Raw genomic sequence first — 14805 nt, 5'->3', positions numbered from 1 at the left:
TATTCTAGAGTTACAAATCTAGTTGTCTCAACATTTAATATAGAAATTAAATCGAATGAAAAAAGAAAATATTCAAGAAAAGTTACTTTCTAAATCAAAAAATTCCCAACTTGAGAAATTTGGCAAGACAATTACTTTCTTTTGTATTGCTGTGATTGTCTTTGTTGTTGCTATGATTTTCTTCTTCGTGGCACAAAAAGGGTTCTCAACCTTTTTTGTAGACAAAATCAATCCTTTCAAATTCCTGTTTGGGACGACTTGGAATCCATCAGAGCTTGGTCCTGATGGTAAACCTTTGGTTGGTGCGCTTCCGATGATTACGGGCTCACTGATCGTGACGGTTCTATCAGCGATTTTGGCGACACCATTCGCCATTGGCGCTGCTGTCTTCATGACAGAAATTTCACCAAATCGTGGGGCAAAACTATTGCAACCAGTTATTGAGTTATTGGTTGGGATTCCTTCTGTTGTTTATGGTTTCATCGGCTTGACTGTCGTTGTACCAGCCATTCGTGGTGTCTTTGGCGGTACTGGTTTTGGTCTTTTGTCAGGTATCTTCGTTCTCTTTGTGATGATTTTACCAACTGTTACCTCAATGACCGTTGATGCCATGAAAGCCGTGCCTAGCTTTTATAAAGAAGCCTCACTTGGTTTAGGTGCCACACGGTGGCAGACAATTTGGCGTGTATTGCTTCGTGCAGCAACACCAGGTATTCTTACCGCTGTCGTATTTGGCATGGCCAGAGCCTTTGGTGAAGCCTTAGCCATTCAAATGGTTGTCGGTAACGCCGCAATTTTGCCAACAAGTTTAACATCCCCTGCGTCAACCTTGACTTCTGTCTTGACGCAAGGTATCGGGAATACGATCATGGGCACAGTTCAAAACAATGTCCTTTGGTCACTCGCGCTGATTCTATTACTCATGTCTTTATTATTTAATATTGGAATGCGCGCTATTGCGAAGAGAGGAAGACTATAATGAATCCTAAAAAAGCTGATAAAATGGCAACAAGTGTCCTCTATGTGATTTCGGGCATTATCGTTGTGATTCTGGCCTCTTTACTTCTGTACATTCTTGTCCGTGGTTTACCACATATTTCTTGGCATTTCTTGACTAGTCCGTCAAAGGCTTATGAAGTCGGTGGCGGGATTGGTATCCAGCTCTTTAACAGTATTTTCCTACTCGTGATTACGATGATTATTTCATTTCCTTTGTCACTTGGTGCAGGAATTTATCTATCTGAGTATGCCAACCAAAATTCTTGGGTAACTAACTTGGTTAGAACATCGATTGAAATCTTGAGCTCACTCCCTTCAGTAGTCGTTGGTTTGTTTGGTTTCTTGATCTTCGTTGTCCAGTTCGGTTATGGCTTCTCGATTATCTCAGGAGCCTTGGCCTTGACTGTCTTCAACCTTCCTTTGATGACACGTAATGTCGAAGAATCGCTAAAAGCGGTGCATCATACGCAACGTGAGGGTGGCTTAGCTTTGGGCTTGTCGCGTTGGGAAACAGTTTTACATGTTATTGTACCAGAAGCATTGCCGGGTATCGTGACAGGCGTTGTCTTGTCATCTGGTCGTATCTTCGGGGAAGCCGCAGCGCTCATCTATACAGCTGGTCAATCAGCCCCAGCGCTTGACTGGTCAAACTGGAATCCCATGTCAGTCAGCTCACCCATTTCGATTTTCCGTCAGGCAGAAACATTGGCCGTTCACATCTGGAAAGTTAACGGTGAAGGTACTGTACCAGACGGTGCAGCAGTTTCTGCAGGAGCTAGTGCAGTCCTCATTATCTTTGTGCTTTTGTTCAATTTCGGTGCACGCTTTATCGGCAAGAAAATTCATAGCAAATTGACAGCATCGTAAAACAGGAAAAAGAAACAGGAAGAAAGACTTTGAGCGGACGTAAGTTCGCGATGACCTTGCTTGGCAGGAGCATCAGCGGAGGTCAAGTTTCAAGATTTCACGTAGTGAAGTCGAAGAAAGGAAATGACGATATAATGGCAACTTATGATTGGCAAGAACGTCATATCATTGGTCTTGATGGCCGTGAAATTGCCCTTGAAACAAAAGATTTACATGTCTACTACGGTAGCAACGAATCTATCAAGGGAATTGATATGAAGTTTGAAAAAAATAAAATTACGGCTTTGATTGGACCTTCTGGTTCTGGTAAATCAACTTATCTGCGTAGTCTGAATCGGATGAATGATACGATTGCTATTGCAAAAGTCACAGGCGAGATTAACTATCAAGGTGTGGATGTGAATAAACAAAACGTCAATGTTTATGAAATGCGCAAACACATTGGCATGGTTTTCCAACGCCCCAACCCCTTTTCTAAATCGATTTATCGCAATATTACTTTCGCCCTAGAACGTCAAGGGATTAAAGATAAGAAAATTTTAGATGAGGCTGTTGAAACGTCACTTAAACAAGCAGCCCTTTGGGACCAGGTTAAAGACGATTTAGACAAGTCAGCTTTGGCGCTCTCAGGTGGTCAGCAACAGCGCTTGTGTATCGCACGTGCGATTGCGGTTAAGCCAGATATTTTATTAATGGACGAACCAGCATCAGCACTTGATCCGATTTCGACGATGCAGCTTGAAGAAACGATGATGACTCTCAAGGAAAATTATACGATCATTATCGTGACGCACAACATGCAACAAGCGGCACGGGCGAGTGATTATACTGGATTTTTCTATTCAGGTGATTTAATCGAATACGATAAGACAGCAAAAATCTTTACGCGCCCTGAGCTTAAATCTACTGGGGATTACGTATCAGGACATTTCGGTTAAAATCTTAGGTCGCATGGCTGAAGACATTAAAACGTCAAAGCGCCACAAATGCGCCTGAGCAAAAAGATTAAGGAAACATTATGACAGAACCTATTTTACAAGTGAAAGATTTGTCGCTTTTCTATGGCAAAAAGCAATCTTTATTTGATATTAACATGGATTTTTATCCGGGCGAGATCACTGCCTTGATTGGACCTTCGGGATCAGGCAAGTCGACGCTTTTACGGTCTATTAATCGGATGAATGATTTGGTGCCATCTGCTAAAGTGACGGGCAAAATCATGTATAAGGACGGTGATATTTATAGTCCGAAAACGGATATGGTTGAGCTGCGTAAGGAAATCGGTATGGTTTTTCAACAGCCTAATCCTTTTCCCTTTTCTATCTATGAAAATGTGATTTATGGCTTGCGTCTCAAGGGCGTGAAGGACAAGGCGATTTTAGATGAAGCGGTGGAAGAATCTTTGAAAGCCGCAAATATCTGGGATGAAGTTAAGGATAAACTCCACAGTTCAGCACTAGGACTTTCAGGTGGACAACAGCAACGTGTTTGTATCGCACGGGTTCTAGCTGTTAATCCTGATATTCTCTTGCTAGATGAACCGACATCAGCACTCGATCCAATTTCCGCTGGTAAAATTGAGACCATGCTGTTAGACTTAAAAGAGCGTTATACGATTTTAATCGTGACTCACTCGATGCAACAAGCCAGCCGGATTTCTGATCGGACAGCCTTTTTCCTAAATGGTGAGCTGATCGAGTATGACAAAACTAAGAAAATTTTCTTGGATCCAAAAGAACAGTCAACATCGGACTATGTGACAGGTAAATTTGGTTAGGAAAACAAGCCATGAAAATCACAGCATTCATCGCCAAAAATTTGCTAAGCCAGATGGTTTGACAGGAGTAATGGTGAGTTATGTCATGAACCAGATGAACCGAAAACAGTATCGGATGGTAGAAGATCACTTAGCGCTTTCATCTCAGGATACAGTTTTAGAAGTTGGTTTTGGGAATGGCACCTTGATACGTCGCCTATCAAAGCAAGCTTTTCATCAGCTTTATGGCATTGATATTTCAGATGATATGTTGGCGCTTGCGAGCAAGAAAAATGCTAGTAAAATTTCTGAAAATCGTGTGATATTAACCAAAGGATCAGTCGAGCAATTAGCTTATAAAGCCGATTTTTTCGACAAAATCTATACAGTCAACACTATTTATTTTTGGCAAGATATTTCGCAATGTTTGTCGGAAGTTTGTCGTGTGCTAAAAAAGGATGGAAGATTTATTAATGTCCTTTATGATAGCGACTATTTAAATAAAATACCGATGACCAAGTATGGTTTTACATTATATACGATTGACGTCTTGGTTGCTTTGGCGGAAGCCAATGGTCTAGCTTTAAGTCAAACGGTACAGAAAAAGGGTGCTTGTTGTTTGATTTTTGAGAAAAAATAATGCTAATGAAAGTAAGAATAAGGAGCGTTTATGTTAAGAACACAATTTGAAGAAGAACTTAATAAACTACACAATCAGTTTTATTCGATGGGTACGCAAGTGTCTGCTCAGGTGAATCGTTCTGTCCGTGCTTTCGTCAGTCACGATCGTGATTTGGCAGAAGACGTGATAGAAGCTGATCAACAAATCAATGATCAAGAAACAAAATTGGAAACGAAATCACTAGAAATGATTGCCTTACAGCAACCTGTTTCACATGATTTGCGGACGATTATTACTGTCTTGAAAGCTTCATCAGATTTGGAACGTATGGGAGACCACGCGGTTTCAATCGCCAAAGCTACGATTAGCTTAAAAGGTGAAGAACGGATTCATGTTGTTGAGGAAGACATTTCACTTATGGGTGAGCGTGTTAAATCAATCGTGGATGCGGCACTCAATGCCTACATTCAAGGTGATGCTGATCGCGCACGCGAAATCGCACTCTGGGATGACACGGTTGACCAAATGTATGGTGAGATTCAAAACAAAACATTATCAGCTATGGAAGAAAACAAGGAAACGATTACGACAGGTAAAGATTACTTGTTGACAATTATGTACTTGAAACGGATCAGCGACTACGCGAAAAACCTTTGTGAGTGGATCGTTTATCTGAAAACTGGTAAGATTGTTGAATTGTAAGTTAGAAAAAGATAGCACAATTGCTTTGTCAGTCACAGCAGTTGTGTTTTTTGTATGCTTTGTGAATCAAATTGTGATGTGATTGTATAACTGGTTGCTAAATCGACTAATTCAATCTCTTATCTAGTCGTTTTGACTTATTTTAAAAATGTTAATGGCTCTTTTGCTAATTTAGCAATACTTCGTTGACAGGAAGGATATCAATTTAGTATTCTTTCTTTGATTACTAGTTTTTATGTGATTGTATGATTTATTAGACAAGAAAACCTGTTTTCGGCTTTATAATGTGATAAAATAACAGATAGCTTCATCAGTGATTAAGGCATAAGGACAGGATATGATATCAAATATAAAACGAATTTTCACGGATAAAACATTTTTAGTAACGCTAGTTTTAGCCATTTTGGCTTTAAGCCTTGGCACTATTCACCTAGCGGATATTGATTTGAAAACGATTCTCGCCTTGCTTACTCTCATGATCACGATTGCCATCTACGAGAAGTTACATCTGCTTAGATATATGGCAAATGTGATCATCGAGAAATGTCAGTCAATTAGGGCGATTGTTATGGTGATTCTGCTATTTTCATTTTTCGGGGCCATGCTGTTTACCAATGATGTCGCGATTTTAACACTGATTCCGATTGTTTTTAATATCAGAAGGCAGGTCAAGTTGCCGACGATTGGGTTGGTGAGTCTGATGACGGTTTATGCCAATCTTGGCAGTGCTATGACGCCTTTTGGCAATCCTCAAAATCTTTATCTGGTGTCTTATTTTCATTTGGACATCTTGGCTTTTTTAAAGCTGTCGCTACCGATTGGCTTGATTAGTTTGGCAACGCTTTTTATCGTTCTGTTCGGTTTTTCAAAAGCTAAAATAGCCGCTGTAAAAACACCTCATATCGCCATAAATCTTACCCAAGTTATCATATTAGTTGTGACGACCTTGATCGTCCTTATGGGTGTTTTATCAGTCATCTCGATTTGGTTTGCCTTGATTGCTAGTTTAGCCTGCGCTTTCTGGATTAAGGGTGAGATTGTAGCAGAAGTGGACTATGGCATCATTTTGACTTTTATCAACTTCTTTATCATCGTGGGTGCGGTCAGTCGGATTCCCTTGATTCATGATTTTCTGGCGACTTATATGACGCATAACACTTCAGTCTTTACCACGTCGGTAGGCATGAGTCAGGTCATCAGTAATGTCCCTGCTGCAGTGCTTCTGTCAAAATTTACTGATCATGTAGCAGCTCTCTATCTAGGTGTTACAGTGGGTGGTCTGGGTACTTTTATTGCCTCTCTAGCCAATCTCCTTGCGCTCAGACAGTATCAGGCATTTGTTCATGATGGCACAGTCAAAAAATTTATCCGGCAATTTACCTTGATCAATGTTGTCTATCTGGTTATCTTTTTCGGTATTGGATTTGTTTTAGTGACAATTTAATTTTTCGAGTTAAATATCTTTACAAAAAATGGAGCACATGGTATTATTGACTCATCAACTGTTGACCGGTCAATAATAGTTGGAGAGAGGAGAGATTGCCTTGACACTTGTCAATAAAAGTAAGTTACTCTATCAATTAAAACTTGCCAATCAAGAATTGGTGAGTCGATTTGAAAAGAGTACTGGTTTTAGTATCACACGCTATGAAATGCTCTTATTTATTAATGCGCAGGGGCCTTGTTCGCAAACGCAACTGCAGCAGGAGTTAGGTATTGATCGTGCGGCTGTGACACGTCATCTCAAACGACTACAGGATTTATCCTATGTCACACGTAAACGAAATGATCTCAACAATCGTGAAATCTATGTTCAGATTACTGATCTGGCTCAAAAAGAACTCGCTGACTGTGAGCAGCACCATGAGTCCTTGGAAAAGGACCTATACTTCGGCCTCAGTGATGAAGAAGAAGTGCAACTCTTAACCTTGTTAAATAAAATAAATAAATGAAAGAAGCTATATAATGACAACTTTAAAAAATAATGATTTTTCAGATATCGCCTACAACAGAAAATCGATCCGTGTTTACGATGAAACGGTTAAAATTTCTCGTGAAGAAATGTTGGAAATGATCGAAGAAGCAACGCTTGCACCTTCTTCAGTGAATATGCAACCTTGGCGCTTTGTCATCGTTGAAAGCGATGAAGCAAAAGCGACTTTGAAACCATTGATCCGTTTCAACACACGCCAAAACGACACATCATCAGCTATGATCTTGATCTTTGGCGATATGCAATGTTACGAATTTGGTGAAGAAATCTATGACAAAGCAGTTGCTGAAGGCAAGATGTCACAAGAAGTGCGCGACCAACAAATCGGCGCAATCATTCCTTACTACAAAAACTTTACAAAAGCGCAAATGAACGATGTGGTTAAAATTGACGCAAGTTTGGCTGCGATGCAATTGATGTTGAGCGCACGTGCACACGGCTACGATACCAACCCAATCGGTGGTTTTGAAGCGGATCAAATCGCTGCAGCATTTGACTTGGATCCAGAACGTTTCGTACCTGTTATGGTCTTGTCACTCGGTAAAGCAGCAGAAGTCGGCTACGATTCAGTCCGCTTGGCTGCTGATAAATTTACAACATTTAAGTAATAGCATGATACTGAAGGTGGTGCGACGAAGTCGCATATGGTTTTTCTGTGGCGAGTAATCGCAGCCACAAACTTCTGTAGAAAATTAGGGATTTAAGGTGCTCCTGCGATTACTCGTCGCTGGTGAAACTTCTGCGCTTGCGCAGGTTCATAAATCATCTATTTTCCTAAGAAGTTAGCTTGAAGTTCAAATAATCACTTTCATTTAAAAAGGGGAAATTAAAATGACTATTTTATCTACTGTACTCGCTACTTTAGTGGCGATTGAATTCTTTTATATTCTGTATATCGAAACTATCGCGACAACATCTGACGCAACGAGCCGTACTTTTAACATCGCCAAAGCAGACCTTAAAAACGAGACGATTAATGTCCTCTTAAAAAACCAAGGGGTTTACAACGGTTTAATTGGTTTGGGCTTGCTTTACAGCATCTACATTTCATCAGCATCACTTGAAATGACGCGCCTTATCTTGATTAACGTCATCCTAGTTGCCCTCTATGGTAGCGTGACCAGCAATAAAAAAATCATTTTAACCCAAGGCGGTTTGGCAATCCTTGCGCTAATCGCAACTTTTATTAACTTTTAAGCAACAGCATCTGAAAAAGCGCTTCGGTGCTTTTTTTGCTCCCCACAATTTTGCCTGAAATATGGTAAAATATGTAGGAAAAAGGTTGATCTAGCGCAGACAGCCAAACGAAAATGAAATGATGAGGTAAAAATGGAAAGTTTAGATCAATATATCGCATTTGACTTGGAATTTAATACAGTAGATGAGGTTGAGCATCTGATTCAAGTGTCGGCAGTTCGTTTTGACAATGGCACTGAAACGGCAGATTTCGATGCTTTTGTTTACTCGGATGTCCCACTTAACTCTTTTGTTGTCGGGTTGACTGGCATTACGCAAGAAAAGGTTTTGACAGCAGCAAAGGCAGAAACTGTCTTAGCAGACTTAAAAGCTTTCGTTGGAGACTTGCCAGTAATCGGCTATAATGCCAATAAATCCGACCTTCCGATACTACTAGCGAAAGGTCTCGATTTAACCGATGCTTATGCTTTAGACGTCTATGAAATTGCTGATAGCATGCGCGACAATAAACTGCACGGTATGAAGAACTTCCAGTTAAAATCTTTGGCTGAGTTTTTTAATGTTGCGGAGAAAAATGCGCACAATGCTTTGGCCGATGCTAGGATGACAGCGCGTGTTTACGAGGCCATGAAAGATACGCAAGAGGCTGAGAAACTGTTGAGTAAGCAAAATGAAAAAGAGATTAACGATGACGATAATCCCTTTGCTGGTCTGGCTGGTTTGTTTTAGGCGTGACTTAGAAATGTCCAACAATCGCAATTAAAGTGTCCGTAATTTCTTTCGGACTTTCTTTTTTTCCTCGTTTGATCCACAACTGAACCATCCCGAAAATGGCATGGGCAGAATAAGTGGTTTGATAGTCAATCCTGACCTGATCCATTTTTTTAGGGGACAAATGTGGTGGTATGACCGTGGTTAACAAGGTTTTGAGTTTTTGTCGTAGGTAGATATGAATCTCACGAGTGCCATTTTCAGAAAGCAGGGCTGATAAAACGGATTCCTGATAGAGAAAATCAAAAATTTCAAAGATGGCATTGCGGACATCCGTACCATTTTGATCAAAAATCGTTTCGACTTTCGTGAAAAAAACGCTTTGATACTGATCAATCATCTCATATTTATCTTGGTAGTGGGTGTAAAAGCTAGAGCGGCTAATCCCGGCACGTTTGACTAATTCTGTTGTTGTAATTTGGTCAAACGTTTTTTCTTTGAGTAAGTCGCTCATCGCCATTTCAATGGCCTGACGGGTTTTGATAATTCGAATATCAGTCATGTTGAAAGCCTTTTCTATCTATTTTTTAAAACAATAATGAACAGAGTGTCCATTTTCTTGTATTAAATACTTGATATCTCATCTACAAGTATTATAATAAAAAAGGTAAAGAAAGACAAGGTGTCCAAAAACATACATTAAAGGAGATAGTAATGATCAAAAAAGAATGGCAGGCAATTTTAAAAAATAAATTTTTTATCGTCATTATTGTTGCACTGGCAACGATACCGGCACTTTATAATCTGATATTCCTCAGTTCCATGTGGGATCCATATGGTAAAATATCAGACTTACCAGTAGCCGTGGTTAATGAAGATAAGTCAGCAACCGTTAACGGCAAAACAGTTAATTTAGGCGATGACCTAGTTGATGAATTAGGTAAAAGTCATGATTTGGATTATCATTTTGTGAGTAACAAAACTGCACAAAAAGGTCTCAAAGATGACAAGTACTATATGCAAATCACGATTCCAAGTGATTTTTCAAAAAATGCTGGTAGTCTCGTAAGTAACGATCCGATGAATGCCGTGATCCACTACCAAACATCAGTCGGTCATAATTTCATCGCCAGCAAAATGAGCGACTCTGCAATGGAAAAGCTCAAAGAAAAAGTTTCCGAAAACATTACCAAAACCTACACCAAAACAATTTTTGAAAATCTGACAACCTTGTCAGATGGTGTAACAAAAGCAGCAGATGGTAGCGCTCAATTGGTCAATGGTAGTGGTGAGTTAAAATCGGGCGCTGATCAAATTGCGATAAACTTAGATAAGCTCTCATCATCAAGTTTGACCTTTAAAGATGGCGCAGAGACCTTGAATGTTGGTCTTGGTAAATACACCGCAGGTGTTTCAACGCTAGCAACTGGTGCTAACGACTTATCACAAGCCGTTACTAACTACACCAACGGTGCGACACAAATCGCCAATGGTAATAGCCAACTGAATGCGGCATCTGGTCAGTTATCAGCAGGTCTCTCTGAATTCTCAACTAAAACGCAAGAAGTAGATAAATTAGTCGCAGGCAGTCAAGAACTTAGTCAAGGCTTAAGTGACCTTTCTACAGGACTAGATGTCTCTAAACAAATAACTGCCCTACAAACACAACTAGGCGTGCTCAATACGTCGATACAAAATTATAATAACGATGTTCAATCAGCAGGGATTCCAGATAAGTTGCAACAAGATTTTACAGCAATCAATACAGCACTTCAGCAGTTAGTAACACAAGAAGCAAGTAAAATGACTGAGCTTAAAGCAACAGCAGCTTATACGGGTGCTACACCTGATGAACAAACAAAACTTGAAAGTTTAGTATCGCTTAATCCAACTGAAACTCAGGCGATACAAAGTGCTGTCACTGATTTGCAAACTCAGATTACTGCTTTGCAAGGGGAACAGACAAAAATTTCTGGGCTTGCGACTGGTAGTAATTCAGTATTATCCGGTTCAAACTTAGGATTAACAGCGTTGAAATTAGGTATAGAAAAAGCTAAAACAGGTATTGATACTGGTCTTTTACCGGGTGCGCAACAAATCAGCACCGGCACCGCTCAGCTTAAAAATGAATTAACAACAGGCGCAACCAAATTAACAGCAGGCGTCTCACAATTTAGCGCAGCAACTGCGAAATTAAATACTGGTGCTCAAAATTTAGTCAGCAACAACGCTCAGCTCACAGCTGGTGCCGCTAAACTTGCGACTGGTGCCAACCAATTGAACCAAAACTCAGGCCAACTAATAGATGGTTCTGGACAGTTAGCTAATGGTGCAGGTCAAATTTCAAATGGTTCTACACAACTTGCAACAGGTGCGAATACTTTAACAACTGGCATTGGAACACTGCAAAATGGTGCAACGACATTAGCATCAGGTCTTGGTGAAGCGAAAACTAAACTCGCTGAAAATCAAACCAACCAAAGCAATGCTGAAAAGATTGCTAAACCGCTTAAAATTACCCATAGCGATAAGGATAATTCACCTAAAAATGGTGTTGGGATGGCACCTTACATGATGTCTGTTGCCTTGTTCGTTGGTGCAGTTGCGACCAACATGATTATCGCAGGTACTTTATCTGGTGAAAAGGCTAAAAATCGTCGGGATTATATCCTTGGTCGATTGGCTGTCAATGGTGTTATTGCAGTTGGAGAAGGTGTGCTTGTCTTTCTAGCGGTGCACGTGCTAGGCCTATCTGCCAATCATGAATTCGCTATGTTTGGCTTCACGATACTGGTCGCCTTCACCTTCATGTTCATTGTCTCCTTCTTTAATACTTGGCTAGGCAAACCAGGTGCTTTCCTTATGCTGATCCTGCTCTTGTTACAATTAGCAGCTAGTGCAGGAACTTATCCACTTGCCCTGACAGGTAGCTTCTTCCAAAAAATCAATCCTTGGATGCCAATGACTTACGCTGTCACAGGGTTCAGACAAGTGATTTCGTTAGCAGGCCACATTGACCATGAAACGGGTATTCTACTTATTTTGTCTATCGTTTCAGTAGTTCTTTTAGCCTTTGTTGGCATTAAAAAAGAAGCAAAGACAAAAGTCAAATAAATAATAGGCTGTGACTGATTTCTGGTATTACTCAGAATCGTTCACAGCCTATTTTTGTGTCACTTTTCGATAGATTGCTGTTTAGCGTGATCATGTTGTAAGAAAGTATGCGGGATCGGTAAAAAATGTGCTGCTTTTAACCATATCAGTATCAGTTCTGTAAATTTATATAAAAGAGAAATACAAACTGGCAAGTTCAAATGAGGCAGTTTGTATTTCTCTATATGTGGCTGAAGACCTTTTGTCCCAGTCTTATATTATTTATAGGAATAAACTTTCAAGTGTTTTTGCGACACCATCTTCATCATTGCTATAAGCAATCTGTTGATCTGCATGAGCAAGGAGTGTATCACTGGCATTTTTCATGGCGTAGCCAGTGCCTGCAAGCTTGAGCATTTCAATATCATTGTGTTCATCACCAAAGGCAATGAGGTCTGAAGTGTCTTGACCGTTGATTTTGAGCAGATGTTTAAGTGCAGAAGCTTTGCTGACACCTTTAGGGACGACTTCTAAAATCCCATTTTGCCCACCCCAGGCGCTGACGCTGACCTGATTGCTGAAATAATCGTCGATGTGGCTGGCTAACTGCAATTTATCAGTAAAGCGCGTCTGAAGTAGGATAGCATTAGGATCGTCATCCAGTTTTTCTATCCGCATCTGATGATAGGGTTCGAAGTTGTTGATCCCGAAAAGACTAGGGCTAGCATGTTCAAAAGAGTTAATGAAGAATTTACGGCGAAATTCTGCTGCTAGGAAGTCAAGTTTAAAGGCCTGTTGTTTTTTAATCAAGTCAAAAACGAGGGATCTGTTGATGTGCTTAGACACAGCATGTTCCCAGTGTTTACCAGGAACTGTGGTCATGGCACCATTAAAGTTGATCATCGGTGTTTCAAGATTTAAATCGTTGTAAATTTGAATCGCCATACGATAAGGACGACCAGTCGCGATGACTATCTGATGGCCTTCTTTTCTGACGGATTGGAAAATATTTTTGGTATAATCTGAGATGGTCACACCATCAGATTGTAGGGTTGTGCCATCGAGGTCAATGGCAATTAATTTTTTGTTTGTCATGAGTTGCGTTTGTGTGAGTTAACTTGAGGTTAAACTCAAACCTTTCTAGTGTTGATTTAAGTGCTCTTTGTCTAGTATAACATTTTTCATAACTATCGTCAGTTATGACAAAAGAATTTCAGAAAGTGACATTATCTTATAAAAATCCGAACATTTAATCAGAAAGGTAGGGTAATTCTCTGATTCTCTCTTGAAAGTCCGTATCGCATCCATTAGAATAGGTAAGTATTAATAATTTATTTTTTAATGGAAGAAGGATATTATGGATAAGTTTTTTAAACTTAAGGAAAGCGGCACAACAGTAAGTCGCGAGATTATGGCAGGTGTGACAACATTTTTTGCCATGAGTTACATTTTGTTTGTCAATCCGTCAATTTTGTCACAAACAGGCATGCCATATCAAGCAGTGTTCCTCGCAACTATCATTGCGTCAATCATCGGGACACTTATCATGGGACTTTTCGCTAATGTGCCTTATGCACAAGCACCAGGTATGGGGCTTAATGCTTTCTTTACGTTTACCGTCGTTTTTGGCCTTGGTTATTCTTGGCAAGAAGCGCTTGCGATGGTGTTCATCTGTGGGATCATTAACATCTTGATCACAGTGACTAAAATCCGTAAAATGATCATCAAATCTATTCCTGAAAGCATCCAACACGCCATCGGTGGCGGTATTGGGGTTTTCATCGCTTATATCGGAATTAAAAATGCTGGTCTCTTGAAATTCACGCTTGACCCAGGGACTTATACAGTCGTTGGTAAAGGTGCAGACAAAGGAACCGCAACTATTGAAGGTGCAGCATCAGCAGTACCAGCCTTGGTTAACTTTACTAGTCCAGCTGTTTTGGTGGCAATTGTAGGGATTGTAATCACAACAGTCTTGGTTGTTAAAAATGTTAAAGGTGCCATCTTAATCTCAATCGTCGGGACAACTATTTTGGCTATCCTTGCCGGTGTAGTTGACTTGAGCGCCATTGATTTCAAAGCCAATTCTCTTGGTTCAGCTTTTAATGAATTAGGTCAAACTTTCGGTGCTGCTTTCAGCTCAAAAGGTATGGGCTCATTGTTCTCAGATTCAGCTAAAATTCCACAAGTCTTGATGACAATTTTAGCCTTCTCATTGTCTGATACTTTTGATACCATTGGGACATTTATCGGAACTGGTCGTCGTACTGGTATTTTTTCAGCAGAAGACGAAGCGGCACTTGAAAATGGTTCTGGCTTCTCATCTAAAATGGATAAAGCCTTGTTTGCAGATGCGGCAGCTACGTCAATCGGTGCGATTTTCGGAACATCTAATACAACAACTTACGTGGAATCAGCAGCAGGTATTGGTGCTGGTGGACGTACTGGTTTGACATCTGTTGTGACAGCCATCTGTTTCCTCTTGTCATCAGTTTTACTCCCATTCATTTCAATCGTACCTAATGCAGCAACAGCACCTGTTTTAATCATCGTTGGTGTGATGATGCTTGGTTCATTTAAAGATATCAACTGGACAGATTTGGAAGAAGCAATCCCAGCATTCTTCGCATCAATCTTCATGGGATTGGCTTACAGCATCTCTTACGGTATCGCAGCAGGCTTCATCTTCTTTGCCATCACAAAAGTTGCGACTGGTAAAGCCAAAGAAGTTAGCCCAATCATCTGGGTGGTCAATGCTTTGTTTATTCTTAACTTTATTATCTTGGCAATCATCTAATCTCTTTTTGGAAGAGCTGAGCATTTCGCTAAGCCTTACCAAATTGTGACAAAATCTTAAAGCGTTCG

The 14805-nt window shown here is 40.2% G+C and carries 15 protein-coding genes; 13 read left to right on the top strand and 2 right to left on the bottom strand.

Going from position 1 to position 14805, the window contains the following annotated elements:
• The first annotated feature begins 55 nt into the window (after positions 1 to 55).
• The 11 genes from pstC to LRA01S_RS04545 all read left to right on the top strand — a co-directional run bounded on the left by pstC (position 56) and on the right by LRA01S_RS04545 (position 8865).
• Positions 56 to 979 (top strand): phosphate ABC transporter permease subunit PstC, encoded by a 924-nt coding sequence (gene pstC, locus LRA01S_RS04595; protein WP_061774445.1) that lies wholly within the window; start codon positions 56 to 58, stop codon positions 977 to 979.
• On the top strand, positions 979 to 1866 hold the full coding sequence (gene pstA, locus LRA01S_RS04590; protein WP_061774444.1) for a phosphate ABC transporter permease PstA: 888 nt from the start codon (positions 979 to 981) through the stop codon (positions 1864 to 1866). The genes pstC and pstA overlap by 1 nt, the downstream gene beginning before the upstream one ends.
• A 134-nt stretch (positions 1867 to 2000) precedes the next feature.
• Positions 2001 to 2804 carry a phosphate ABC transporter ATP-binding protein PstB gene (gene pstB / locus LRA01S_RS04585; protein WP_061774443.1) on the top strand — a complete coding sequence of 268 codons (804 nt, stop codon included), beginning with the start codon at positions 2001 to 2003 and terminating at the stop codon, positions 2802 to 2804.
• An 80-nt stretch (positions 2805 to 2884) separates the two neighbouring features.
• A complete protein-coding gene (pstB, locus tag LRA01S_RS04580; RefSeq protein WP_061774442.1) occupies positions 2885 to 3643 on the top strand; it encodes a phosphate ABC transporter ATP-binding protein PstB in 759 nt (252 codons plus the stop codon).
• Positions 3636 to 4262 carry a class I SAM-dependent methyltransferase gene (locus tag LRA01S_RS04575; protein ID WP_096824044.1) on the top strand — a complete coding sequence of 209 codons (627 nt, stop codon included), beginning with the start codon at positions 3636 to 3638 and terminating at the stop codon, positions 4260 to 4262. The genes pstB (LRA01S_RS04580) and LRA01S_RS04575 overlap by 8 nt, the downstream gene beginning before the upstream one ends.
• Before the next feature lie 30 nt (positions 4263 to 4292).
• On the top strand, positions 4293 to 4946 hold the full coding sequence (phoU, locus tag LRA01S_RS04570) for a phosphate signaling complex protein PhoU (RefSeq protein WP_061774440.1): 654 nt from the start codon (positions 4293 to 4295) through the stop codon (positions 4944 to 4946).
• Positions 4947 to 5283: 337 nt separating this feature from the next.
• The gene (locus LRA01S_RS04565; protein WP_061774439.1) at positions 5284 to 6390 is read left to right on the top strand and encodes an SLC13 family permease; all 1107 of its coding nucleotides are present in this window, start codon (positions 5284 to 5286) and stop codon (positions 6388 to 6390) included.
• A gap of 100 nt (positions 6391 to 6490) precedes the next feature.
• A complete protein-coding gene (locus tag LRA01S_RS04560; protein ID WP_061774438.1) occupies positions 6491 to 6898 on the top strand; it encodes a MarR family winged helix-turn-helix transcriptional regulator in 408 nt (135 codons plus the stop codon).
• A gap of 13 nt (positions 6899 to 6911) precedes the next feature.
• Positions 6912 to 7547 (top strand): nitroreductase family protein, encoded by a 636-nt coding sequence (locus LRA01S_RS04555; protein ID WP_061774437.1) that lies wholly within the window; start codon positions 6912 to 6914, stop codon positions 7545 to 7547.
• 223 nt (positions 7548 to 7770) lie between these two features.
• Complete coding sequence (locus LRA01S_RS04550) at positions 7771 to 8136, top strand: DUF1304 domain-containing protein (RefSeq protein ID WP_061774436.1); 366 nt, start codon at positions 7771 to 7773, stop codon at positions 8134 to 8136.
• A 132-nt stretch (positions 8137 to 8268) separates the two neighbouring features.
• Positions 8269 to 8865: a 3'-5' exonuclease gene (locus LRA01S_RS04545; protein WP_061774435.1), complete on the top strand. Its 597-nt coding sequence runs from the start codon at positions 8269 to 8271 to the stop codon at positions 8863 to 8865.
• A 7-nt stretch (positions 8866 to 8872) separates the two neighbouring features.
• Here LRA01S_RS04545 and LRA01S_RS04540 read toward each other — a convergent pair whose 3' ends face one another.
• Positions 8873 to 9409, bottom strand: coding sequence for a TetR/AcrR family transcriptional regulator (locus LRA01S_RS04540; protein WP_061774434.1), 537 nt, complete (start codon positions 9407 to 9409; stop codon positions 8873 to 8875).
• 152 nt (positions 9410 to 9561) lie between these two features.
• Here LRA01S_RS04540 and LRA01S_RS04535 point away from each other — a divergent pair, with 152 nt between their 5' ends.
• On the top strand, positions 9562 to 11961 hold the full coding sequence (locus LRA01S_RS04535; RefSeq protein ID WP_061774433.1) for a YhgE/Pip domain-containing protein: 2400 nt from the start codon (positions 9562 to 9564) through the stop codon (positions 11959 to 11961).
• A gap of 261 nt (positions 11962 to 12222) precedes the next feature.
• Here LRA01S_RS04535 and LRA01S_RS04530 read toward each other — a convergent pair whose 3' ends face one another.
• The gene (locus tag LRA01S_RS04530) at positions 12223 to 13035 is read right to left on the bottom strand and encodes a Cof-type HAD-IIB family hydrolase (RefSeq protein WP_061774432.1); all 813 of its coding nucleotides are present in this window, start codon (positions 13033 to 13035) and stop codon (positions 12223 to 12225) included.
• Positions 13036 to 13297: 262 nt separating this feature from the next.
• Here LRA01S_RS04530 and LRA01S_RS04525 point away from each other — a divergent pair, with 262 nt between their 5' ends.
• The gene (locus LRA01S_RS04525; RefSeq protein WP_061774431.1) at positions 13298 to 14737 is read left to right on the top strand and encodes an NCS2 family permease; all 1440 of its coding nucleotides are present in this window, start codon (positions 13298 to 13300) and stop codon (positions 14735 to 14737) included.
• Positions 14738 to 14805 lie beyond the last annotated feature (68 nt).

The organism is Pseudolactococcus raffinolactis NBRC 100932 (assembly GCF_001591765.1).
Taxonomy (GTDB): Bacteria; Bacillota; Bacilli; order Lactobacillales; family Streptococcaceae; genus Pseudolactococcus; species Pseudolactococcus raffinolactis.
The sequence above is the reverse complement of the archived record's forward strand: the minus strand, read 5'-3'. Positions and strand labels throughout refer to the sequence as shown.

What these genes read in the sequence shown, in the direction of transcription:
- pstC (WP_061774445.1), top strand. Translation starts at nt 56, where the DNA reads ATGAAAAAAGAAAATATTCAAGAAAAGTTACTTTCTAAATCAAAAAAT.
- pstA (WP_061774444.1), top strand. Translation starts at nt 979, where the DNA reads ATGAATCCTAAAAAAGCTGATAAAATGGCAACAAGTGTCCTCTATGTG.
- pstB (WP_061774443.1), top strand. Translation starts at nt 2,001, where the DNA reads ATGGCAACTTATGATTGGCAAGAACGTCATATCATTGGTCTTGATGGC.
- pstB (WP_061774442.1), top strand. Translation starts at nt 2,885, where the DNA reads ATGACAGAACCTATTTTACAAGTGAAAGATTTGTCGCTTTTCTATGGC.
- phoU (WP_061774440.1), top strand. Translation starts at nt 4,293, where the DNA reads ATGTTAAGAACACAATTTGAAGAAGAACTTAATAAACTACACAATCAG.
- LRA01S_RS04565 (WP_061774439.1), top strand. Translation starts at nt 5,284, where the DNA reads ATGATATCAAATATAAAACGAATTTTCACGGATAAAACATTTTTAGTA.
- LRA01S_RS04555 (WP_061774437.1), top strand. Translation starts at nt 6,912, where the DNA reads ATGACAACTTTAAAAAATAATGATTTTTCAGATATCGCCTACAACAGA.
- LRA01S_RS04550 (WP_061774436.1), top strand. Translation starts at nt 7,771, where the DNA reads ATGACTATTTTATCTACTGTACTCGCTACTTTAGTGGCGATTGAATTC.
- LRA01S_RS04545 (WP_061774435.1), top strand. Translation starts at nt 8,269, where the DNA reads ATGGAAAGTTTAGATCAATATATCGCATTTGACTTGGAATTTAATACA.
- LRA01S_RS04540 (WP_061774434.1), bottom strand. Translation starts at nt 9,409, where the DNA reads ATGACTGATATTCGAATTATCAAAACCCGTCAGGCCATTGAAATGGCG.
- LRA01S_RS04535 (WP_061774433.1), top strand. Translation starts at nt 9,562, where the DNA reads ATGATCAAAAAAGAATGGCAGGCAATTTTAAAAAATAAATTTTTTATC.
- LRA01S_RS04530 (WP_061774432.1), bottom strand. Translation starts at nt 13,035, where the DNA reads ATGACAAACAAAAAATTAATTGCCATTGACCTCGATGGCACAACCCTA.
- LRA01S_RS04525 (WP_061774431.1), top strand. Translation starts at nt 13,298, where the DNA reads ATGGATAAGTTTTTTAAACTTAAGGAAAGCGGCACAACAGTAAGTCGC.